Source organism: Blastococcus sp. CT_GayMR19 (assembly GCF_004570385.1).
GTDB lineage: Bacteria > Actinomycetota > Actinomycetes > Mycobacteriales > Geodermatophilaceae > Blastococcus_B.
Map to the genome: position 1 here is coordinate 255,089 of NZ_SPQL01000001.1, position 21,719 is coordinate 276,807.

Genomic DNA, 21,719 nt, shown 5'->3' on the forward strand with positions numbered 1-21,719 from the left:
CTGCGCTCAGACCTCGTCGGCGACGCGGGTCAGGGCCCGCACGAGCCCGGCCACCCGATCGGACCCGAGCGCGGTCGCCACCGCCGACTCGTGGGCACGAACCAGCGCCTCGAGCCGCGTCAAGCGGTCCCGCCCTCGCTCCGACAGGTGGACGACGACCTTGCGACCGTCCTCGGGATCGGGCAGCCGGTAGGCCAGCGCGGCGTCGACGGCGCCGTCGACCAGGCGTGTCAGCGTGGGCCCGGGCAGGTGCAGCGCGGCCACCAGCTCGCCCATCGAGCGGCCTCGCGCCCCGCCGAGCGAGCGCAGCAGGCGGTAGCCCTCGAGCGTGGCGTCGTCCTCGGCCAGGACGGTCGCGAGCCCGCGCGCGAGCCGACGCTGCGTCACGGTCAGCAGTTCGACCAGATCGTCCGACACCCGACCGGGCGACGATCCGGCCTCGGCTTCGCTCGCGGGAGCCATGGCCGCACCATACTCAGCGGGTGACCGACCGGACCCGACCGCTCGACCCGTGGGAGGTCCTCCTCGCGGGTCCGCGGGAGAACGCGGTCCGGGTCGGGCTGGCCGTACCGCTCTCGGGCCCGCTGGCCATGACGGCGCCGTCGGCCCTCGACCTCGCCGGGCTGGCTGCCGACGAGGTGAACGCCGCGGGGGGCATCGGTGGCCGGCCGGTCGAGCTGGTCGCCGTCGACTCCGGGCGGACCCCTGCGGTCGTCGCCGCCGACGCTGCCGCGCTGCACCGGGCGGGCGCCTTCGACCTGCTCGTCGGCTTCCACACGAGTGACGTGCACCGGGCGCTCGAGCGTGCCCTGCCCCCCGAGGCCCGTTACGTCTTCCCCCCTCCCCACGAGGGCGGACGTCGGCGCCCCGGAGTGCTGCGGATCGGACCGTCGCCCCTGGAACAGCACGCCGCGGCGCTGAGGTGGCTGACCCTGAACCGCCGCGCGCGCCGGTGGGTGCTGCTGGGCACCGACTACGTCTGGCCTCGGACGGTGCACCGTGCCGCTCGGCAGGTCCTGTCGGCCGCCGGCGCGCAGGTCGTCGGCGAGGCGTTCGTCCCGTTCGGGCCGGGTGACGCGGGCCTGCTCGTCGATCTGGTCCTCCGCAGCCGGGCCGACGCCGTCCTCCTCAGCCTGGTCGGTCGCGACCTCGTCGCGTTCAACCGGGAGTTCACGCGGGCCGGACTCGACCGGCGGGTGGTGCGGCTGTCGGGAGCACTGGAGGAGAACGGGCTCTACGCGCTCGGCGGCGACGCCACCGGAGAACTGTTCGCCTGCATGCCGTCCTTCGCGGCGTCCGAGGACGCCTCCGACGAGGGACAGTTGGCCCTCCAGGAGCGGCATGCCCGCCGGTCCGGCCCCCGGGCGCCCGTGATCTGCGCCTACGCGCGCGGCGTCTACGACGGGGTGCGACTCGCCGCTGCGCTCGCGGACGGCCGGCCGGCCGCACGCGCCAGCGCAGGCCCCCGGCTGGGGCGCGCGGACGGACTCGTGTTCAGGGACGTGCTCCCCGCCCGCGCGTCCTGAGTAGTTACTTCCACTTGGAAGCAGTTGGTTCTACTCTCTCCCCGGCCCGGCTCCACGCCGGGAGACGGAGACGTAGGAGCAGTCATGAGCGAGCACCGCACCAGCAACGACCCCGCCGGCCCGGTGCCCGGTGCGGCACGCGGCCCCATCCCAGCCACCGGCGACCCCGATCCCGGCGTGGAGGCCTTCGGCTATCGCCAGGAACTGAAGCGCTCGCTCACCTTCACCGACCTGCTGGTCTACGGCCTCGTCTTCATGGTGCCGATCGCCCCGTTCGGCATCTTCGGCGGCGTCTTCCAGGCCTCCGGCGGCATGGTCGCCCTGGCGTACGCCGTCGGCATGCTCGCCATGGCGTTCACCGCGGGCTCGTACGCGCAGATGTCCCGGGCGTTCCCGATGGCCGGCTCGGTCTACACCTATGCCGGGCGCGGCGTCGCCCAGCCGGTCGGGTTCATCGCCGGCTGGATGATCCTGCTCGACTACGTACTGGTTCCCGGCCTGCTCTACCTCATCGCATCGATCGCGATGAACTCCATCGTGCCGTCGATCCCGGTGTGGGTCTGGCTGGTCGGCTTCGTCGTGCTGAACACCGCCGTCAACTACATGGGCATCGAGTTCACCGCCCGCATCAACAAGCTGATGCTGATCGGTGAGCTGATCGTGCTGGCGATCTTCCTCGTCATCGGCGTCGTCGCACTGGCCTCGGGCGCGGGTCGCGGTTTCGACTTCTCCCCGATCTACAACAGCGACACGTTCTCCCTCGAGCTGGTCTTCGGCGCCGTCTCCATCGCCGTCCTGAGCTTCCTCGGCTTCGACGGCATCTCGACCCTGGCCGAGGAGAACCGGGACGCCGCCCGCTCGCTCGGCAAGTCGATGATCGCCGCCCTGGTGCTCGCCGGGACGGCGTTCTACGACGCGGCCGACGTCGCCGGCGGGGCCTGGCTGGCCACCCTCACCGCCGTCGCGACCGCCGTCGCCTGGGGCTTCGCCAACTCCCTCGTCGCGCAGGCGGCCACCTCGCGGCTGCTGTTCGCCATGGCCCGCGACCGCCAGCTCCCGTCCTTCCTGGCCAAGGTGGACCCGAAGCACCGCGTGCCGGTCAACGCGACGCTGTTCGTCGCGGTGATCTCCCTGGCCCTGGGCATCTACATGAGTCAGCGCGACGACGGCATCACGCTCCTGTCGACCCTGGTGAACTTCGGTGCGCTGACGGCGTTCCTGCTGCTGCACGTGTCGGTGGTGGTGCACTTCGTCGTCAAGCAGAAGAGCCGCAACTGGGGGCCGCACCTCGTCGTTCCCGTCGTCGGCTTCGCGATCCTCGCCTACGTCGTCTACAACGCCCAGGTCGCCGCGCAGACGCTCGGGTTCGTCTGGCTGGGCATCGGCGTCGTCCTCCTCGTCGCCCTGCTGGCCACCGGGCGCGAGGCGGAGCTGAAGGCGGAGGAGAGCCTGTGAGCGACCTGGAGGTCGTGGCTCTCAGCCCGACGCCGGAGCAGCTCCGGTACACGTTCGGCGGCGGCGAACCGCTACTGACCGTGCGGCCGGGGACGGTCGTGGAGCTGACCACCGAGGACTGCTTCGGCGGTCGGGTGCGCAGCGCCGACGACCTGCCCAGCCAGGTCTGCGAGTTCCCCTACCTCAACCCCGTCACCGGTCCGATCGCCGTCGACGGCGCCGAACCGGGCGACACGCTGGCCGTGCACCTGGTCGAGATCGTGCCGGCCCGCGACTGGGCCGTGTCGGCGACGTTCCCGCACTTCGGGGCCCTCACCGCCACGCACAACACGGCGATGCTGCACGACCCTCTGGAGGAGGTCGTCTGGGTCTACGAGGTCGACCGGGAGCGGGGCACCTGCCTGTTCCGGCCCCGCAAGGGTGGCCCCGAGGTGGAGCTGCCACTGGACCCGATGCACGGCACCATCGGCGTCGCCCCGGCGGCGAACGAGGTGTTCGCCAGCATCACCCCGGGGGCCCACGGCGGGAACATGGACACCCCCGAGATGCGGGCGGGGACGACGGCGTACTTCAACGTGAACGTCCCCGGCGGGCACCTCTCGCTCGGCGACGGGCACTGCCGCCAGGGCGAGGGGGAGGTGTGCGGGACGGCGGTGGAGGCGGCGATGCGCACCGTCGTCGTGGTCGACCTGATCAAGGGGGGCGGCCCAGCCTGGCCGCGCATCGAGAGCGACGACTTTCTCATGTCGACCGGGTCGACGCGGCCACTCGAGGACGCCTACCGGGTCAGCCAGCACGACCTCGTCACGTGGGCTGCGCAGCTGACCGGCTGGGACACCCTCGACGCCTACCAGCTGGTCAGCCAGGCAGGCCTGGCGCCGGCGGGCAACGTCGTCGACACCAACTACACGATGGTCGCGAAGCTGGCGAAGAAGTACCTCGGCTCCGGCGCGACGGTCGCCGACGGCGTACACGACCGGCTGCGGGAGACCGCTGCGGCCTACCTCGCCCAGCGCTGACGAGGGAGAAGGGCCCGGCGACGGGCTCCACTTTCCGGCCAACCACCGCCAGACGCGCGGGCGCCGGCCCGCCGAGTGTCGGTCATGAGCCTGCGGACAGCCGCCTCGGAGGGAAATCTGCCGGCCGCGGCGGTCATTGGTGGTACTGGTGGACGACGGCGTGCCCCTTGCCGCGGCCGATGAGCCACCGGTTGACCGGCACCGTGACCACGAACGCGACGAGCAGGGCGAAGGCCAGCGAGCCCCAGAACAGGAACGAGGTCAGGCCGGCCTCCATGGCGCCCGGCACGAGCAGCATGACCGCGTTGTCGACGATCTCCATGACCGTGATGGAGAGGGTGTCCGCCGCGAAGGCCACACCCAGCGCCGCCTTCAGCGGCAGGCCCGAGCGCAGCACGGGCGCGACGGTCAGCGAGTAGCCGAAGAGGAACGCCAGGGCCACGGCCAGGGCGATGGTGGCTCCGTCGGACCACCCCAGTGCGGTGCCGATGACCATGCCGAGCACCTCACCGATCGCACAGCCCGTGAGGCAGTGCAGCGTGGCGCTGACCGCCAGACGGGTGAGCGCCGCGCCGTCGGTGGTGTCGGTCGCGCTGCCGTGATGGTGCATGTCCATGATCTGCCTCCACTCGTCGTCCCCGACATCAGGTATACCCCTAGGGGGTATCGAGGTCAAGAGGGTAGAGCTCGGCATCTCAATCCGTGAGGTCACCGGACGCTCAGGGTGCGGCGTAGACCTCGATCTCCGCTGCGCCGGTGTTGCCGCCGCTGGTCCGGTCCGCATCGATCCGCAGGACCTGCCCGGTGAACTCGACCTCGACGAGTGCGCCCGCCGTCCCCGCCTCGAACGGGCCGTAGGTCCGTCCGCCGTCGACGGTCACGGTGAAGGTCTCCACCACCGAGGAGCCGTCGCTCATGGAGCGGCTGCGCAGAGCCATCCCGACGATGCGCACCGACCGGCGCAGATCCAGGGTGAGGGACGCGTCGTCGCCGTCCCCGGCACTGGACCACTCCGTCGCCGGGTTCCCGTCGATCGCCGACGCCGCCCGGAAGTCGTCGGAGAACTCCGAGCTGACGTCGACCACGGCTGCCCCCAGAGCCGCGTTCTCGCCGGGGGTGCCGGCAGCGTCGGCCCGCGGGGTGCGGAAGCTTCTGAGCTCGCTGCGGTAGAGGTCACCGTCCGATCCAGAGCCCTGGACCCGGTAGAAGTACTCGGTGTCCGGCTCGAGCCCGCTCATGACGGCCTCGTGGTCGGTGTGCGCACCGCCGCCCATGTCGGCATCCGTCGCGATCCCGTCGCCCAGCGACTCGTCCCGTCCGAACACGACAGCGCACGCCAAGTCGAGCTCGGTCGTGACGCGGAGGACAGCCGTCGTGCCCGACGCGTCGGGCACCACTACGGGCTCCTCGACGAACACGGACTCGGCCGCGCGCACCTCCTGCTCCTCGGACACGGCCGGCTCCGCTCCACCGCACCCCGTCAGGACCAGCAGGGCGGCCGACGCCGGGACGACCAGCGCGCGCAGCGCTCGGGAGCTCATGACCCGCCGAACCGGCGTCCGACGTCCGGTGTTCCGCCGCTCGGCACCCGACGTCACACAGGTGGCCGTGCCGGGTGATGCTTCCGGCATGGCCACGGAGGGAGCTCAGGACCGGCAGACTTCGACCACCCGGTCCAGACCCGACCTGGACCTGCCGGCGGCTCCGGCCCTCTGAGGTCCGCCGGCGATGCGCGGTCCCGCTCCCGGGCGCCGGCGGTGCCCCGTCCCAGCCATTCCCCTGGAGGAGAACGCATGGACATCCCCCGAGTCGTCGTGTTCGACGTGAACGAGACCTTGTCGGACATGTCACCACTGGGCCGACGGTTCGCCGACGTCGGCGCTGCTGAGTCGACCGCCGCCTTGTGGTTCGCCTCGCTGCTGCGCGACGCCTTCGCGCTCACTGCCGCGGGCGGGACGGCGGACTTCGCGACCATCGGCGCAGCGGGGCTCCGCAGCGCCTTCACCGGTGTGCCCCTGACCATGGATCTCGACGCCGCGGTCGGCCACGTCATGAGCGGCTTCCTCGCGCTCGACGTGCACCCCGACGTGCCGGACGGCGTCCGTGCGCTGAAGCGGACCGGCCGCCGGCTCGTCACCCTGAGCAACGGCTCCGCGAGCGTGGCGGAGCGCCTGCTGACCGGCGCCGGCCTCCGCGAGGAGTTCGAGCACCTGCTGTCGGTCGAGGGCGCGGGCGTGTGGAAGCCGGCCCCCGGCTCATACGGCTACGCGGCGCGGGTATGCGGGGTGGACCCGTCCCAGATGATGCTCGTCGCGGTACATCCCTGGGACATCGACGGCGCCGCCCGCACGGGCATGGCGACGACGTGGATCAACCGCGACGGCCTGCCCTATCCGGAGTACTTCAACCCGCCGACGCACACCGTCACCGCGCTGACCGAACTGCCCGACCGGCTCACGGGCTGACCGAGGTATCGGACGGCCCCCTGTGTACCGGCAGGCGCAACCGCTTTCCGGAACCGGCGCCGCGGTGATCCGAACGGCAGCCTTCTCCCGAATGCTTCTTCGTGGGATCGCCGTCTCGGGAGCAGCACTACCGGATCATCGAGCCGCTGCTCGAGGCCGGCCTCGAACTCGAGCAGGTTCGCGCCCTCCTATTCCGCCTCGCCTTCGACGCGATCGTCGGCGCGGGCAGCACCTCCGTGGGGGGCCTGACGGAGCTCGTCCGCGACCAGCCTGCCGAGGTCCAGGCCGCCTGGCTCCGCGCGCTCGGCGAGATGATCGCGCTCGGCACCTCTACGCCTCCAGGCCCGTGACGCGGCCGGGTCAGCGCGACAGCCGGGCCAGTGCGGTCGCCAGCTCCCCGAGGTCGGCGACCTCGAGCTCCGGCTGCGGCCCCTCCGGGTCGACGGAGTGCCCAGGACGGCGGACCCGGACGACGGCCATCCCCGCCTCCAGCGCCCCGCGGGTGTCGCGGGCCGAGGCCGGCACGTGGACGTCGACACCCGCCGCCACCGCTCGCCCGTAGAGCTCCGGATGCGGCTTGTACGCGTGCAGCCGTTCGCTGGTGAGCACGTCCGCCTCGTCCATGAACGGCGCCACCCGGGTGCGGGCGAACAGCGCGTCGTCGACGTTCGACAACACCCCCAGGCGGTGGTCGGACCGGAGGGCGGTCAGCGCGTCCGGGACGTCCGGCCAGAGCGGCCAGTCAGGCAGGCCGTCCAGTAGCCGCACCACGTCGGCATCCGGATCGCCCCGCAGGTCGAGGGCCCGGTAGGTGCCGGCCAGCGCCCGCCGGCAGTGCTCGGCGAAGGGCACCCACTCGGCCGTGTCCTTCTGGGAGGCCTTGTTGCGGGCGTCCCAGTCGTCGTAGACCGCGTCCCCGGCGGCCGGCCAGCCCCGTCGTCCCCCGATCTCGGCCAGGGTCGCCGCCGCACCCGTCCGGGAATCGATCAGGGCACTGAACAGGTCGAAGGTGAGGAAGGCCATGACCCATCCTCACCACGTCGTCCGGGGCCTGCAGGCCGGCTCGGCATTCCGGGGTCGGTTTGCTGCATCCACGGCCTGGCTGTTCGAATGTCGCGGTGCTCACTCATGACGAAGCCCTGACCCTCTGTGCCGCCTCCCGTGCCGCCGCCGAGGACCTCGGCGTCCCCATGTCCTTCGCCGTCATGGACCCGGGAGGGCACCTGATCGCCCTCACCCGCATGGACGGCGCCCCCTGGATCAGCGCCGACGTCGCCCAGGGCAAGGCGTGGACCTCCGCTGCGTACGGCGCACCCAGCCATGCGCAGAAGGAGAAGATGACGCCCATGCCCAACTTCGCGGGCGCGCTGACCACCATGACCCACGGCCGGTTCACCCCGCAGACCGGCGCGGTGCCGGTCTACCGGGACGGGGCCCTCCTCGGTGCTCTCGGCGCCAGCGGCGGCACCGGCGACCAGGACGAGGCCGTGTGCACGAAGGCCGTCGAGGGCTCCGGGTTCACCACCTCCCGCTGAGCCCACCGCGCCCGCACGACGACGGCCCGCCGCGAGATCGCGGTGGGCCGTCGTCGTGCTCGGGGCTACGTGTCAGTCGGCCAGGGCCTCGAGGACGAGCTCGACCGGGTGGCGGGCCTGGCGCTCGGTGCCGTGGTGGATCTGCTCGCGGCAGGAGACCCCGGTCGCGGCGATCACCGCGTCCGGCGCGGCGGCCCGGACGGCGGGGAACAGCCGGTCCTCCCCCACCCTCAGTGAGACGTCGTAGTGCTCGGCCTCGTAGCCGAACGACCCGGCCATGCCGCAGCAGCCGGCGTCGAGCTCCTGCACCGTCACGCCGGGGATCCGCTGCAGCAGCGCGACCGTCGCTGCGGTGCCCGCCTCGGCCTTCTGGTGGCAGTGGCCATGGAAGACGATGGTCCGCCCGGCCAGCCAGCTGTCCTCGCGCAGTCGCAGCCGGCCGGCGTCGATGGCCTCGACGAGCAGCTCCTCCGGCAGCCTCACCTGCGCCGCCACGGCCTTCACGTTGGCGTCGTCCGGCAGCAGCTGCACGTGCTCCGCGCGCAGCGTGAGGATGCAGGACGGTTCACAGCCGACGATCGGCCCCTCGGCCGCGCCGCTCGCGCACAGCGAGTCGGCGAGATTCTTCGCCTTCTGACGGGCGTCGTCCAGCAGGCCCTTGGAGATGCTCGGCCGGCCGCAGCAGCCCTTGCTCTCCAGCCGGACGTCGTAGCCGGCGGCCTCCAGCAGCTGGACGACCGCCTTGCCGATGCCGGGCTCGGTGAAGCTGGTGAACGAGTCGGCGAGCATCGTGACCCTGCCCTGCGTCGGCGCCTCCGGGCGCTGGTGGCGCCGGAACCAGCGGGGCAGGTTCTGCCGCTCGTAGTGCGGCAGGGGGCGCTGCCGGGCGATGCCGAGCAGGCGCTCCATCAACGTTCGCAGTGGACGGATCCGGCCGGGGATGTTGGACAGCGGCGCGGTGGCCGAACCCAGCCGGTTCAGCGTGCGGATGGAGCCGAAGATGCGGGAGCGCAGCGGAACGCCGTGGACGTCGTGCTTGGCGGCCAGCGCCTCGCTCTTCATCGCGGCCACGTCCACGCCCAGGGGGCACTCGCTCTTGCATGCCTTGCACATGAGGCAGAGGTCCAGCACCTCGTGCAGGCGCTCGTCGGCCAGGGCGGCGTGCGGGTCACCCTCGCTCAGCGCCTTGACCAGCGCGCCGGCCCGCCCGCGCGTGGAGTGCTCCTCCATGCGGGTGGCGATGTAGGACGGGCACATCGCGCCGGTCGTCGACTTCCGGCAGAGGCCGATGTTCATGCACCGGTCAGCGGCGCCGAACATGCCGCCCACGACGTCGAACTGCAGACGTGTGTGCAACGGGCCGGGCACCGGGGGGTTCGCGTCGCGCAGGTGCTCGGTCATCGACGGCGAGTCGACGATCTTGCCCGGGTTGAGCGTGCCGGCCGGATCGAACAGCCCCTTGACGCGGCGCATCGCCTCGTAGAGCTCGTCGCCGAACAGCTCGCGGTTGAACTCGCTGCGGGCCAGCCCGTCGCCGTGCTCGCTGGAGTTGACGCCGCCGTACTCGCGGACGAGGTCCTTGACCTCGACCGCGACTGCCCGCATGACCTCGACCTGACCGGGCTTGGTGAGGTCGACGAAGGGCCGGATGTGCAGGCAGCCCACCGAGCAGTGTCCGTAGAAGCCGGCCTCGAGCCCGTGCCGGTCGAGGACGTCGCGGAACCGCGCCGTGTACTCGGCCAGGTGCTTGGGGTCGACGGCGGTGTCCTCGACGAACGCCAGCGGTCGCAGGGCGCCGACCGAGGCGGCCATGAGCAGCCCGAGCGCGGACTTGCGGACCTTGAGCAGGGCGCCCTGCTCGGCCGGTGTGATCGCGCGCAGCGTGTGGTAGCCGTGCCCGTTGCGCTCCCAGAGCGCGGTCAGCTCGTCCAGCGAGGCGACGAGCTCGTCCTGGTCGTCACCGGTGAAGGAGACGAACAGCAGTGCCTCCGGGTCACCCTGCAGGATCTCGCCGAGCGCGGCGTACTCGATCTTCTGCCGCGAGAGGTCGAGGATCGTCTTGTCCATCAGCTCGACCTGGGCGGGGTCGCAGGACAGCGCGTCCTCGGTGGCGTTGATCGCGCCCTGGACGGTCTCGAAGTGGCCGACGGCGAAGACCTGCTTCGCCGGCTTGGGCACCAGGCCGACGCGCGCCGAGGTGACGATGGCCAGCGTGCCCTCGGAGCCGACGAGGAACTTGGCCAGGTCGAAGGGGGCGCCGTCGGCGAGGCGGTCCAGCCGGTAGCCACCGGCCCGCCGCCAGAAGTTGGGGAAGCCCGTGGCGATCGCATCGGCGTGCTCCGCCACGAGCTTCGGCAGCTCGCGGTAGATGCCGGCCTCGAGGGTCGTCCCCTCGGCCCGCCGGGCCCGCTCGGCCTCGTCCACGACGCCGAAGGTCGCCGTCGACCCGTCGGCGAGGACGACGTCGACCTCCTGGACGTGGTCGATCGTCATGCCGAACCGGACCGATCCGCTGCCGGCGGAGTTGTTGCCGATCATCCCGCCGATCGTGGCGCGATTGCTGGTCGAGGTGTCCGGCCCGAACATCAGCTTGTGCGGCGCGGCCGCACGGTTCAGGTCGTCCTGCACCACGCCGGGCTCCACCCGGGCGGTGCGGGCCTGCGGATCCAGCTCGGTGATCCGGTTCATGTGCCGGGAGAGGTCGAGCACCAGGCCGGGACCCACGGTCTGGCCGGCCAGGCTGGTGGCGGCGCCGCGGGCGAGCACCGGGATGCCGGCCTCGCCCGCGAGCCGGACGGCGGCCACCACGTCCGCGACGTGCCTCGGGTACACCACCCCGACCGGGGTCATCGTGTACATGCTGGCGTCCTGCGAGAACAGGTGGCGGGTGTAGTCGTCGAACGCGACCTCGCCGTCCAGCTGACGGGTCAGCTCGCGCTCGAGCTCAGCGGCATCCACCCCGACCGTGCGCTCGGGCGCGGCCGTCATGGCTGCTGGAGGCGCTCGAGGGCCGCCTGGATCCCGTCCGGATCGACCTTGACGCCGGCGCGCGTCAGGCCCATCTGCACACCGGCGAGCGTGCCGGCCAGCGTCAGGTCGTTGAAGTGGCCGAGGTGCCCGATCCGGAACACCTTGTCGGTCAGCTTGCCCAGGCCCGCGCCCAGCGACATGTCGTACTCGCGGAGGATGACCTTGCGAACCTCGTCCGCGCCGCCCTCGGGCATCAGGATCGCGGTCAGCGAGCCGGAGTACTCGCGCTCGTCGAGGGCGAGCACCTCCAGGCCCCAGCCGCGTACCGCGGCCCGGGTCGCCTCGGCGTGCCGGGTGTGGCGGGCGTAGACGTTCTGCAGGCCCTCCTCCTCCAGCATGATCAGCGCCTCGCGCAGGCCGTAGAGGATGTTCGTCGCCGGGGTGTAGGGCCAGAAGCCGTTGACGTTCGCGCCGAGGATCGGCTGCCAGTCCCAATAGGACCGCGGGAGCTTCGCGGTCTTCGAGGCCTCGAGGGCCTTCTCGCTGATCGCGTTGAAGCTGATCCCCGGCGGCAGCATGAGGCCCTTCTGCGAGCCGGAGATCGTGACGTCGACGCCCCACTCGTCGTGCCGGTAGTCGATGCTGCCCAGCGAGGAGATGGTGTCGACCAGGAGCAGCGCCGGGTGACCAGCGGCGTCGATGGCCTTGCGGACCTCGCCCACCCGGCTGGTCACACCGGTGGAGGTCTCGTTGTGGACCACCATCACGGCCTTGATCGCGTGGCCGGTGTCGGCGGTCAGGCGCTCCTGCACGGCCTCCGGCGGGACGCCGTGGCGCCAGTCGCCGGGGACGAAGTCGACGTCGAGGCCGAGCTTGCCGGCCATCTCCTGCCAGAGGGTGGCGAAGTGGCCGGTCTCGAAGCAGAGGACGCGGTCACCGGGCGAGAGCGTGTTGACGAGCGCGGCCTCCCAGGCGCCGGTGCCGGACGCGGGGAAGATGACGACCGGCTGCGTGGTGCCGAAGGGCGCCTTGACCGCCTCGAGCACCTCCTTGCCGAGCGCGGCGAAGTCCGGGCCCCGGTGGTCGATCGTCGGGTGGTCCATCGCCCGCAGGACGCGGTCGGGGACGTTGGTCGGCCCCGGGATCTGCAGGAAGTGTCGACCGCCCGTGCTGGAGCCCGGCAGTGGCATGGGTTTGCCTCTCGTCACGCCTCGAGCGCCCGGGGCCCGAAGTTCACGTTGCGGAAGATACCTACCGATTGACGGATCCCGCGAGCGCGGGTACACGCGCTGTGTGATCCTTGACACCGGGCAAGGACGCCCACTTAGATACCCCAGAGCGAAAATGGCGTTTCGCATTGCGGAAAACGCCTGGCACGCAGACCGCCTCGGCCTGCCCGACCACAGGGGACATCGGTGTCCGTACAGCTAGTCCTGATCTTGATTCTCCTGGTGGTCTTCCTGATCGCCACAGTGCTGCCGGTGCACATGGGTGCACTGGCGATGGTCGCGGCCTTCATCGCCGCCTACTTCATCTTCGGCACCGAGGAGACGGAGACGACGCCGGCGTACGACGACGCGGTCTTCGGCTTCTTCCCGGGGTCGCTGTTCGTCGTCCTCGTCGGCGTCACCTACCTGTTCGCGATCGCCAAGAACAACGGCACCGTCGACTGGCTCGTGCACGCCGCGGTCACGGCGTCGGGCGGTCGCCTGGCGGCCATCCCGTGGGCCATGTTCGCTGTCACCGGTGCGCTCACCGCGATCGGCGGCGTCGTGCCCGCGGTGGTGGCGATCATCGCCCCGGTCGGCATGTCGTTCGCCCGCCGGTACGGGATCAACCCCGTGCTCATGGGTCTGTTCATCATCAACGGCGCTACCGCCGGCGGCTTCTCCCCGCTGTCGGTCTTCGGCGTCATCACCAACACGGTCGTCGCGGACAACGACCTGCCCGGCAGCCCGCTGTTCCTCTGGGGCGCCTCCATCGTCATCAACATCCTGCTGTCGATCCTGGTCTTCTTCCTCTTCGGCGGGCGCAAGCTGCTCGGCGGCGAGCGGGTCGACACGAGCAACTCCCGGGACGACGACTTCGTCGCGGCCACCGTTGCCGGCGACGCGACCGAGGACACCGGAGAGGACATCCCCGGCGGACCGGCCCGCAGGACCGCCGTCGGCACCACCGGCACGGGGGGCGCGGCAGTCCCGGGCAGCCGCGCGACCGGGGCCGAGCACGGTCACCCGCACGGTTCCACGGGCTATGCGCACGCCCACGACGAGGACGAGGACCGAGCCGAGACCAAGGCGGTGCAGACGACCGCGATCGCCGAGGAGCACCACGAGGACGTCGTCACCACCCTCGACCGCGACCGGACGCTGACCCTGATCGGGCTCGGCCTCCTGGTGGTCGGTGCCCTCGTCTTCGACCTGGACATCGGCCTGCTGGCGATCACCGTCGGCGTGATCCTGTCCCTGGTCGCCCCGCGCGGCGCCAAGGGCGCCGTGGGTCAGATCGCCTGGCCGACCGTGCTGCTGATCTGCGGCATCGTCACCTACGTCGGGCTCATGCAGGACCAGGACGTCCCCGGGTGGCTCGGCGACAACGTCGCCGCGTTGGGTCTCCCGCTGATCGCCGCGCTGCTGATCTGCTACATCGGCGGCGTCGTCTCGGCCTTCGCCTCGACCACCGGCATCCTCGGTGCGCTCATCCCGCTGGCCGTGCCCTTCCTGCAGGGCGACAACGCGGTGGGGGCGATCGGCCTGATCACCGCGCTGGCATTGTCGTCGTCCATCGTCGACTCCAGCCCCTTCTCGACCAGCGGCGCACTGGTGGTGGCCAACGCCACCGAGGCCGAACGGGACAGGACCTTCCGGAACCTGACGGTCTGGGGCTTCTCGATGGTCGCGGTGATCCCGCTGGTCACCTGGCTGATCCTGGTGGTCCCCGGCTGGCTGTGAGCCCGGCAGTGCACTGAAACAGGACGCGACCGCGCCCCGTCGGCCCCCGCCGTCGGGGCGCGGTCGCGTTTCCGCCACGATGATCCGAACAACCGCCAGTCCGCGGAGGCAGCTTGTGAACCCGGCCCAGACGTCCCCGAACCCCGAGTCCCAGCCGCCCCTGACCGGCGTCACGGTCCTCGAGGTGGGCGTGTTCATGGCGGCGCCCTTCGCCGCCATGCAGCTCGCCGACCTGGGCGCCCGCGTGGTCAAGGTCGAGGACCCGCGCAGCGGTGACCCGGTGCGGGCGAGCGGGCCGTTCCTGGAAGGCGAGAGCTCCCCCTACCTGCGGCTCAACCGCAACAAGGAGTCCGTGGCACTCGACCTGAAGTCGCCCACCGGCAAGCAGGCCTTCCTGGCCCTGGTCCGGGAGGCGGACGTGGTGATCGAGAACCTGCGCCCCGGGGCCATGGCGCGGCTCGGCCTGGACGCCGAGAGCATCTGGGCGGAGAACCCGCGGGTCGTCTACGCCTCCGGGTCCGGCTGGGGTCAGGACGGGCCGCTGGCGCCGCTGCCGGGGCTCGACATCATGGCGCAGGCCCGGAGCGGGATCATGAGCATCACCGGCACACCCGGGGGTGAGCCGGTCAAGGTCGGCGTCCCGGTCTGCGACCTGGTCTGCGGCCTGTACCTGTCCCTGGCGGTGACCGCCGCACTGCGCGAGCGGGACCGGACCGGGATCGGCCAGGCGATCGACGTCTCCCTCTTCGAGGCCGGGGTCAGCCTGGCGGTGTGGGAGGCCGGCAAGTACTTCGCCACCGGCGAGGTGGGCGGACCGCTCGGGTCGGCGCACCAGAGCCAGGCGCCGTACCAGGCCTTCGAGACGTCGGACGGCTGGATCACCATCGGCGCGAACACGCCCAACACCTGGGCCGGGTTCTGCCGAACACTCGGCATGACCGACGAACTGGCCGACGAGCGCTACTCCGACGCCACACGCCGGCACGCCCGCCGCGGGGAACTCCTCGACGTCATCGAGTCCCGCACCCGGGCCCGCACCACGGCCGACCTGCTCGCCGCCCTCGGCGAGGCGGGCGTCCCGTGCGCACCGATCAACGACTACGGGCAGGTGTTCACCGACGACCACCTGGCCGCCCGGAACTTCTTCTGGGACGCCCCGCACCCGGCGCTCGGACCGGTCCGCCAGATCGGCTCGCCGATGCGGCTCTCGCGCAGCCCCGCCGTCCGCGGGGTGGCGGGCCCACCGCTGGGTGGTGACACCCGTGCGGTGCTGACCCGCCACGGCGTCCCCGGCGACGTCGTCGACGCGATCGCCGGGCCGGCAGGCACCCCGGACACCGCCCCCACCGACGAGTCGGTCGCCGTCCCCCGGCGCCCGCAGCCACCCGCACCCGGGGAGGGAGCATGAGCGAGCTCGAGGTCACGCAGGACGGCGGAGTGCTCACCGTCCTGTTCAACCGGCCGGAGGCACGCAATGCGATGACCTTCGCCATGTACCAGGGCCTCGAGGAGGCCTGTGCCCGGGCCGACGCCGACGACTCGGTGCGCGTCATGGTGCTGCGTGGCGCCGGCGGCCGCGCCTTCGTCGCCGGCACCGACATCAGCCAGTTCTCGACCTTCACCAGCGGCGAGGACGGCATCGCCTACGAGGAGGGCATCTCGCGGGTGGTCAACCGGCTGGAGGACGTCACCGTCCCGACCGTCGCCGCGATCGAGGGGCCCTGCGTCGGTGGCGGCCTGGCGCTGGCGGCCGCCTGCGACCTGCGGGTCGCGACGGAGTCCTCCCGCTTCGGGGTGCCGATCGCCCGGACCCTCGGCAACTGCCTGTCGATGAACTCCTATTCGCTCCTGGTCCACCACCTCGGCCCCGGCCGGACGCTGGACATGCTGCTGCGGGCCCGGCTGCTGTCGGCGGCGGAGGCGCACGCGGCCGGCTTCGTCGGCGAGGTGGTCGCCGACGGGGAGCTCGAGCCTGCGCTGACCGCGCTGCTCGAGGTGCTGCTCAGCCACGCCCCGCTGAGCATGAAGGCGGCCGGCCGGGCGGTCGCCCGTCTGCGGCGGGCGAACCTGCCCGACGGGGACGACATCGTCCGCGAGGTCTTCGGCAGCGCCGACTTCCGGGCCGGAGTGGCCGCCTTCGTCAACCGGAAGCCGGCCAGCTGGACCGGCCACTGAGCCGTCCTGCCGGGAGCGAGGTCAGGCGGAGGGACGCTCGGCCAGCTCGAGAGCCAGTTCGCGGCTGGCCTCGGTGAGCAGCGGAACCGCGCGCGCGACGAGTTCCGGTGTCATGCGCGCGTCGGGACCGGACACCGACACGGCCATGCGGAAGTCGGCCGCCCGGACCGGCACGGCCACGCAGCGGACGCCGGCCTCCTGCTCGCCCTCGTCGATGGCGAAGCCGTCGCGACGGATCCCGTGCAGCGCCAGGATCAGTTCGTCCGGGTCGGTGATGGTCCGCGACGTCTGTGCGGGCATCCCGGCCCGCTCCACGAGCGCGCGGACCTGCTCGTCGGGCAGGAGCGAGAGCGTGGCCTTGCCGACGCCGGTGGAGTGCGCGAAGACCCGCCGGCCGACCTCGGTGAACATCCGCATCGTGTGGTGCGACGGCACCTGCTGGATGTAGGTCACGCGGTCCCGCTCGAGGACGGCGAGGTTGGCCGACTCACCGAGTTCCGCGACGAGCGCCTCGAGCACCGGGCGGCCCGAGGCGCCGAGCATCGCGCCCGCGGCCTCGCCCAGCGGGACGAGCCGGGAGCCGAGCGCGTAGCGGCGATTGGGCAGCTGGCGCATGTACCCGCGGTCGACGACGGTACGCACCAGGCGGTGGATCGTCGGGACCGGCAGCCCACACGCCACGGCGATCTCGCTGATCGAGGACTCACCACCGGCGGCCGCGACGGCCTCGAACACGTCGAGGACACGCCCGACTGACTGCACTCCGCCGGCCGGTGCGGCTTCTCCCACGGATCGGGCTCCCTCGAGCTGTTTCGCCTGCCGAACAGGAACTAACAGCATACGGAAAAACGAGCCCCCGAAACCATTCGGTTCACCGGCGCACCCGGCCACGCTGCCGCCGGCCATCCTGCTACGCGACGGAGTCGCCCTGACCGCGGCGCGTGCGAGCGCGACCGCGTGCTGGTCAGTGCGCCGGGCTCGGCGTCTCGTCGGAGAGAACGGCTTCGCGCGTCCCCGACTCCTCGTCACCGTCGTCGGTCGCCTTGGCCTTCTGCCGCCACTGGGTCAGTGCCCGCTCGGTGTAACCGTTCGGCTCCCGACGTCCGGAGAAGACGAGGTCCAGCGCGGCCTGGAAGGACGGGCTGGCGTCGAGGTCGGCGCACATCGGCTGGTACCCCGGCTCGGCGGCGTTCTGCTCGTCGACCACCGCGGCCATCCGGGCGAAGGTCTCGCGCACCTGGCCCTCGTCGACGAGCCCGTGGTGCAGCCAGTTGGCGATCTGCTGACTCGAGATCCGCAGCGTCGCGCGGTCCTCCATCAGGCCGACGCCCTCGAGGGTAGGGACGGTGGAGCAGCCGATCCCCAGCCCCACCCAGCGGACGACGTAGCCCAGGATCGACTGCGCGTTCGTCTCCAGCTCGTGCCGCTTCTCCTCCTCGGACAGTCCGGCGCCGCCGTCGGGCAGGACGGGGGGCACGAGCAGGTTGCGCCGGTCGGCGAGCGGACGCTTCTTGAGCTCCTCCTGGACGGCGAGCACGTCGGTCTCGAGGTAGTGCAGCGCGTGCAGCGTGGCCGCGGTCGGCGAGGGGACCCAGGCGGTGTTCGCCCCGGCCCGCGGGTGCCCGCCCTTGGTGTCGAGCATCTCCCGCATCGCCGAGGGCTTGGCCCACATGCCCTTGCCGATCTGCGCCTGGCCGGCGAATCCCGCGCGCAGGGCCACGTCGACGTTGCGGTCCTCGTAGGTCGTCAGCCAGGTCGCCGAGCGCTGCTCGTCCTTGCGGACCACCGGGCCCGCCTCGAAATCGGTGTGGATCTCGTCGCCGGTGCGGTCCAGGAATCCGGTGTTGACGAAGATCACCCGGTCGGCAGCGCGGGCGATGCAGGCCTCGAGGTTGACCGAGGTCCGCTTCTCCTCGTCCATGATGCCGATCTTGAGAGTCGTGGGCTCCATGCCGAGTGCTTCCTCCACCGCGGCGAGCAGCTCCACCGACAGCGACACCTCATCGGGGCCGTGCATCTTCGGCTTGACGATGTAGACGCTGCCCGTGCGGGTGTTGGAGTACTTGGCCTTGCCGCGCAGCTCGTGCAGTGCGGCGGTCGCGGAGACGAGCGCGTCGAGGACCTCCTCGAGGATGGGCTCGCCGGCGGCGGTCCGGACGGCGTCCAGGCGCATGTGGTGCCCCACGTTCCGGACGAGCAGCAGCGAGCGGCCGGGCAGGGTCAGCTCATGGCCGTCGGTGCCGACGTAAGTGCGGTCGCCGTGCACCGAGCGCGTCACGGTGCGCCCGCCCTTGGCGAACGAGGCGGTCAGCTCCCCGGTCCGCAGCCCGAGCCAGGACCGGTAGCCGCCGACCTTGTCCGGGCCGTCCACCGTGGAGACCGAGTCCTCCAGGTCCACGATGGTGCTCACCGCTGACTCCAGCACCGCGTCGGACACGCCGGCGTGGTGCTGGGTGCCCACCCGGGTCGACGGGTCGATGGTCAGCTCCAGGTGCAGCCCGTTCCGGCGCAGCAGCACGGCGGCCGGACGGTCGCCGTCCCCCGGCTGGTGACCGGCGAACTGTGCCGGGTCGGCCAGGCCGGTCGTCCCCGACGACGTCTCGACGGTCAGCTCGCCGGGCGAGGGCACCCGGTACGCGACCACGTCGGCATGGCTGCCGTCGGCCAGCGGGAAGAACTGGTCCAGCAGGCGGTCGGCCTCGGCGATGACCTGCGCGCCGCGGCGCTCGTCGTAGCCGCGCTCGAGTTCGTGGTCGAGGGGCAGCGCGTCGGTGCCGTAGAGCGCGTCGTAGAGCGAGCCCCAACGGGCGTTGGCCGCGTTCAGCGCGTACCGGGGCACGGTCGCGGGGACGACCAGCTGCGGACCGGCCACCTCGGCGATCTCGCGGTCCACGCGGTCCACCCGAACGCTCGGCTCCTCCACGGGCACCAGGTAGCCGATCTCGGTGAGGAACGCCTCCAGCTCCGCGACGTCGCCGGCTCCGTGCTCCCGGTGCCAGGCGTCGATGCGCTCCTGGAGCTCGTCCCGGCGGCGCAGCAGCTGATCGACCCGGCCGGCGAACCGCTCGTGCAGGTCGGCGACGGTCGACCAGAACCACGCCGGCTCCAGGTCGAGCCCGGGGAGCAGCTCGTCGGCCACGAAGTCGCCCAGTGCGGGGTCGACCCGCAGGCCTGCGTGGGTGCTGTCGTCGCTCACGGTCGCCACTGTGTTCTCCCTCGTCGGTGGGACCCACCGTCCCGCTGGTCTCGGTCGACTCCCGGCCGGGTCACGAACTTATCTCGCCCGCTCCCGCCGCCGTCGGCTGCCCAGGAAAGTACGGGCTGGACGGTCCCGCGGGGCCGGTTCGTCGCGGTGACCGGTCGCCTCAGCGCCGGATCCGTCAGTCGCGGCCCGCACGGCGATGAACGCGCCCGCCGCCGCCCGAGAACCGGCGGGGGAGGTGTCAAGGATCGACCGAGACGGCGTCGACGATCAGCCGAGACGGCGGCCGGCATCAACCGAACCCGATTCGTCAGGGATCAGGCGAGCTCGCACAGGCTTCTGCTCCCCCGAGTGGACTCGAACCACTAACCCTGCGATTGCCTGGTGGTATTTCACCTCCGCGGCCTCCTGGACTCCAGATAAGCCCTCTGGGCTGCACTTTCCGTCGTGGACCCTGACCGATGGACTCCCTTGAGCACCCCTGCTGACCTCTGAATTGTGCGGGTAAAGTGTGGGTAGGATGCGGTTCATGGGACGCCCACAGCTCGCGCTCGGGACGTACGGCACCATCCGTGTCTACAAGACCGACGCCGGATACCGGGCCATCACCAAGGCGCGGGACTATGACGGCAAGACGCGGTCGGTCGAGCGGTGGGACAAGACCAAGGCCGCCGCCGAACGGTCCCTCAAACTGGCCCTACGCGACCGGTCCCGGACCCAGGCCGACGGCGACATCACCGCCGAGACCCGGGTCTCGGCACTGGCCGAAGCCTGGTACGCGGGACTGAAGGACCTCTCCCCCGTGACCATGCAGGCCTACCGCGACCGACTCGACCGGCAGATCCTGCCCGGCCTCGGGCAGCTGCGGGTACGCGAGCTCAGTATCGGCGTCCTCGACCGGCACCTCCGGCTCATCGTCGACAAGCACGGCACATCCACGGCCAAGATGTGCCGGTCGGTGCTCTCCGGCATGTGCACCCTGGCTGCCCGCCACGACGCCCTCGAACGCAATCCGGTGCGAGCCTTGGGACCGGTCAGCGCGAAAGCAAGGAAGGCGCCGCGGGCCATGACAGTGCCGGAACTGCGGCAGCTGCGCGCCGCCCTCACCTACGACGACCAAGCCATCGGTCGGGATCTCCCCGATCTGGTCGGCTTCATGATGGCCACCGGGCTGCGCATCGGGGAAACAACCGCCCTGGCCTGGGACGCCGTCGACCTCGACCTGGGAACCGTCGACGTGCGCGGCGCAGCCATCCGGGTCAAGGGCCAGGGACTGGTCATCAAGACCACCAAGACCGACGCCGGCACCAGGACACTGGTACTCCCCCAGTGGTGCGTCACGATGCTCCGGCGCCGGGCCGCAACGGTCATCCCCGCTGAGGGCAGCACGCAGGCCAGGCCAGTGTTCCCTGCGCCGCTCGGCGGCTGGCGCGACCCGTCGAACACCCAGGCCGACCTGCGCCAGGCCTTCGCCAACGCTGGCTTTGACTGGGTGACCTCCCACGTCTTCCGCAAGACCGTTGCCACGGTGATGGACCAGGCCGGCCTCTCCTCTCGAGCAGCCGCCGACCAACTCGGCCACGCCAACACCTCCATGACCACCGACGTCTATTTCGGCCGCAAGGTTCTGGTCACCGGCGCAGCGGCCGTACTGGAGGTCATCGGCACCTGAAGCCAGCCGTAGCGAGCGAGGATGACCGCGCCCTCTCGCCGGTCTCCTCGCGACTCGCAGTCGAATGACCACAGCGATTATTCATCGAGTGGCCGAAAAGAAGCAGGAGAAGTACAGGAGTCCCGACAAGTACGACAGTCAGGCTGGACTAGTCATCCAGTACGACGCCAGTTGTGCCCATGTGCATCGGCTGGGCTCAGGCACGGCAATGCCCCGTCTCGAACATTGGCTACTTGCCCGGACAGGAGGAACACTCCAGACCGTTGGAGCATCGTTGCCCTATGGACTCCCCCAAGTCGTGGTCAAAGAGGCCGAGGGCCTTCCCGAGGCTGGCTCCGACGAGCTAGTGGCCCCCAGCCAGCCCGGTGAGTACCTGAAGACCGGCGAGCGCTTCATCCGCCGCCTCATCGCCGAGCGCCGCATCGTCTACGTCGAGCTCGGGAAGTACGTCCGAGTGGAGCGGTCGGTTTGGGACGCCCTTATCGAATCCGGCCGAGTCCCCAGGCACCGAGGCGCCGGTAACCGGCCTGCGCAGGCTCTCAGTGTGCAGGCGAAGTCGAGAGGTGCACCGCCAGCTCGCAGACAGCGAGTGGGGCGTCGCCGCCGAGCTTCAGGGGGGCCAGATATGTGCTGGCGGCGCACGCACTCCTACGCCCGGGGCGGACCAGCCGTCCCCGGGACGTGAAGGCCTTCCGCCGGGGCGATTTCCGACAGTCGCTCCGGGTCTTGGCTGGGCACCGCGAACTCCG

Annotated in this window: 18 protein-coding genes; 10 read left to right on the top strand and 8 right to left on the bottom strand. The window is 71.4% G+C overall.

Translation table 11 applies throughout. The features are described from left to right. Window positions 1-6 precede the first annotated feature (6 nt). A complete protein-coding gene (locus E4P39_RS01260; RefSeq protein WP_135134507.1) occupies window positions 7-462 on the bottom strand; it encodes a MarR family transcriptional regulator in 456 nt (151 codons plus the stop codon). A gap of 20 nt (window positions 463-482) precedes the next feature. On the opposite strand from E4P39_RS01260, the gene E4P39_RS01265 reads away from it, so the two are divergent. From E4P39_RS01265 to E4P39_RS01275, 3 genes are all read left to right on the top strand, one after another. Then, window positions 483-1,526: an ABC transporter substrate-binding protein gene (locus E4P39_RS01265; RefSeq protein ID WP_209306279.1), complete on the top strand. Its 1,044-nt coding sequence runs from the start codon at window positions 483-485 to the stop codon at window positions 1,524-1,526. 84 nt (window positions 1,527-1,610) lie between these two features. After that, window positions 1,611-2,981, top strand: coding sequence for an APC family permease (locus E4P39_RS01270; protein ID WP_135134508.1), 1,371 nt, complete (start codon window positions 1,611-1,613; stop codon window positions 2,979-2,981). Beyond that, window positions 2,978-4,000, top strand: coding sequence for an acetamidase/formamidase family protein (locus tag E4P39_RS01275; RefSeq protein WP_135134509.1), 1,023 nt, complete (start codon window positions 2,978-2,980; stop codon window positions 3,998-4,000). The genes E4P39_RS01270 and E4P39_RS01275 overlap by 4 nt, the downstream gene beginning before the upstream one ends. Window positions 4,001-4,133: 133 nt before the next feature. Here E4P39_RS01275 and E4P39_RS01280 read toward each other — a convergent pair whose 3' ends face one another. Both E4P39_RS01280 and E4P39_RS01285 read right to left on the bottom strand, forming a co-directional pair. Next, window positions 4,134-4,616 (bottom strand): DUF4396 domain-containing protein, encoded by a 483-nt coding sequence (locus E4P39_RS01280; protein WP_135134510.1) that lies wholly within the window; start codon window positions 4,614-4,616, stop codon window positions 4,134-4,136. Window positions 4,617-4,719: 103 nt separating this feature from the next. After that, a complete protein-coding gene (locus E4P39_RS01285) occupies window positions 4,720-5,541 on the bottom strand; it encodes a fibronectin type III domain-containing protein (protein ID WP_135134511.1) in 822 nt (273 codons plus the stop codon). 252 nt (window positions 5,542-5,793) lie between these two features. Here E4P39_RS01285 and E4P39_RS01290 point away from each other — a divergent pair, with 252 nt between their 5' ends. Both E4P39_RS01290 and E4P39_RS01295 read left to right on the top strand, forming a co-directional pair. Then, the gene (locus E4P39_RS01290; protein ID WP_135134512.1) at window positions 5,794-6,465 is read left to right on the top strand and encodes a haloacid dehalogenase type II; all 672 of its coding nucleotides are present in this window, start codon (window positions 5,794-5,796) and stop codon (window positions 6,463-6,465) included. Between the two features lie 101 nt (window positions 6,466-6,566). Continuing rightward, window positions 6,567-6,815, top strand: a complete 249-nt coding sequence (locus tag E4P39_RS01295) for a hypothetical protein (protein ID WP_135134513.1) — start codon at window positions 6,567-6,569, stop codon at window positions 6,813-6,815. A gap of 10 nt (window positions 6,816-6,825) precedes the next feature. On the opposite strand, the gene E4P39_RS01300 is transcribed toward E4P39_RS01295, so the two are convergent. Next, on the bottom strand, window positions 6,826-7,488 hold the full coding sequence (locus tag E4P39_RS01300) for a haloacid dehalogenase (protein WP_135134514.1): 663 nt from the start codon (window positions 7,486-7,488) through the stop codon (window positions 6,826-6,828). Between the two features lie 95 nt (window positions 7,489-7,583). Here E4P39_RS01300 and E4P39_RS01305 point away from each other — a divergent pair, with 95 nt between their 5' ends. Then, window positions 7,584-8,000 (top strand): heme-binding protein, encoded by a 417-nt coding sequence (locus tag E4P39_RS01305; protein ID WP_135134515.1) that lies wholly within the window; start codon window positions 7,584-7,586, stop codon window positions 7,998-8,000. Between the two features lie 72 nt (window positions 8,001-8,072). On the opposite strand, the gene E4P39_RS01310 is transcribed toward E4P39_RS01305, so the two are convergent. Both E4P39_RS01310 and E4P39_RS01315 read right to left on the bottom strand, forming a co-directional pair. Next, a complete protein-coding gene (locus E4P39_RS01310) occupies window positions 8,073-10,988 on the bottom strand; it encodes an FAD-binding and (Fe-S)-binding domain-containing protein (protein ID WP_135134516.1) in 2,916 nt (971 codons plus the stop codon). Then, entirely contained in the window at window positions 10,985-12,160 is a 1,176-nt protein-coding gene (locus E4P39_RS01315) for an aminotransferase class V-fold PLP-dependent enzyme (protein ID WP_135134517.1), read from the bottom strand. Before E4P39_RS01315 ends, E4P39_RS01310 begins: the two co-directional genes overlap by 4 nt. Window positions 12,161-12,385: 225 nt before the next feature. Here E4P39_RS01315 and E4P39_RS01320 point away from each other — a divergent pair, with 225 nt between their 5' ends. The 3 genes from E4P39_RS01320 to E4P39_RS01330 all read left to right on the top strand — a co-directional run bounded on the left by E4P39_RS01320 (window position 12,386) and on the right by E4P39_RS01330 (window position 16,096). Then, window positions 12,386-13,921 (top strand): SLC13 family permease, encoded by a 1,536-nt coding sequence (locus tag E4P39_RS01320; RefSeq protein ID WP_135134518.1) that lies wholly within the window; start codon window positions 12,386-12,388, stop codon window positions 13,919-13,921. 115 nt (window positions 13,922-14,036) lie between these two features. After that, window positions 14,037-15,329: a CoA transferase gene (locus tag E4P39_RS01325; protein ID WP_245159549.1), complete on the top strand. Its 1,293-nt coding sequence runs from the start codon at window positions 14,037-14,039 to the stop codon at window positions 15,327-15,329. Further along, window positions 15,326-16,096, top strand: a complete 771-nt coding sequence (locus E4P39_RS01330) for an enoyl-CoA hydratase/isomerase family protein (RefSeq protein WP_135134520.1) — start codon at window positions 15,326-15,328, stop codon at window positions 16,094-16,096. Before E4P39_RS01325 ends, E4P39_RS01330 begins: the two co-directional genes overlap by 4 nt. 21 nt (window positions 16,097-16,117) lie before the next feature. Here the strand turns inward: E4P39_RS01330 and E4P39_RS01335 are convergent, their stop codons facing one another. Beyond that, a complete protein-coding gene (locus E4P39_RS01335; protein ID WP_245159550.1) occupies window positions 16,118-16,885 on the bottom strand; it encodes an IclR family transcriptional regulator in 768 nt (255 codons plus the stop codon). A 175-nt stretch (window positions 16,886-17,060) separates the two neighbouring features. Continuing rightward, a complete protein-coding gene (locus tag E4P39_RS01340) occupies window positions 17,061-19,292 on the bottom strand; it encodes a malate synthase G (RefSeq protein ID WP_135134521.1) in 2,232 nt (743 codons plus the stop codon). Window positions 19,293-19,827: 535 nt separating this feature from the next. Here E4P39_RS01340 and E4P39_RS01345 point away from each other — a divergent pair. Further along, the gene (locus E4P39_RS01345; RefSeq protein WP_135134522.1) at window positions 19,828-20,970 is read left to right on the top strand and encodes a site-specific integrase; all 1,143 of its coding nucleotides are present in this window, start codon (window positions 19,828-19,830) and stop codon (window positions 20,968-20,970) included. The last annotated feature ends 749 nt before the right edge of the window (window positions 20,971-21,719 follow it).

Bases quoted from the DNA above. Each gene is read 5' to 3' on its own strand.
- E4P39_RS01260 (WP_135134507.1), bottom strand. From the start codon at position 462: ATGGCTCCCGCGAGCGAAGCCGAGGCCGGATCGTCGCCCGGTCGGGTG.
- E4P39_RS01270 (WP_135134508.1), top strand. From the start codon at position 1,611: ATGAGCGAGCACCGCACCAGCAACGACCCCGCCGGCCCGGTGCCCGGT.
- E4P39_RS01280 (WP_135134510.1), bottom strand. From the start codon at position 4,616: ATGGACATGCACCATCACGGCAGCGCGACCGACACCACCGACGGCGCG.
- E4P39_RS01285 (WP_135134511.1), bottom strand. From the start codon at position 5,541: ATGAGCTCCCGAGCGCTGCGCGCGCTGGTCGTCCCGGCGTCGGCCGCC.
- E4P39_RS01290 (WP_135134512.1), top strand. From the start codon at position 5,794: ATGGACATCCCCCGAGTCGTCGTGTTCGACGTGAACGAGACCTTGTCG.
- E4P39_RS01300 (WP_135134514.1), bottom strand. From the start codon at position 7,488: ATGGCCTTCCTCACCTTCGACCTGTTCAGTGCCCTGATCGATTCCCGG.
- E4P39_RS01310 (WP_135134516.1), bottom strand. From the start codon at position 10,988: ATGACGGCCGCGCCCGAGCGCACGGTCGGGGTGGATGCCGCTGAGCTC.
- E4P39_RS01315 (WP_135134517.1), bottom strand. From the start codon at position 12,160: ATGCCACTGCCGGGCTCCAGCACGGGCGGTCGACACTTCCTGCAGATC.
- E4P39_RS01330 (WP_135134520.1), top strand. From the start codon at position 15,326: ATGAGCGAGCTCGAGGTCACGCAGGACGGCGGAGTGCTCACCGTCCTG.
- E4P39_RS01345 (WP_135134522.1), top strand. From the start codon at position 19,828: ATGGGACGCCCACAGCTCGCGCTCGGGACGTACGGCACCATCCGTGTC.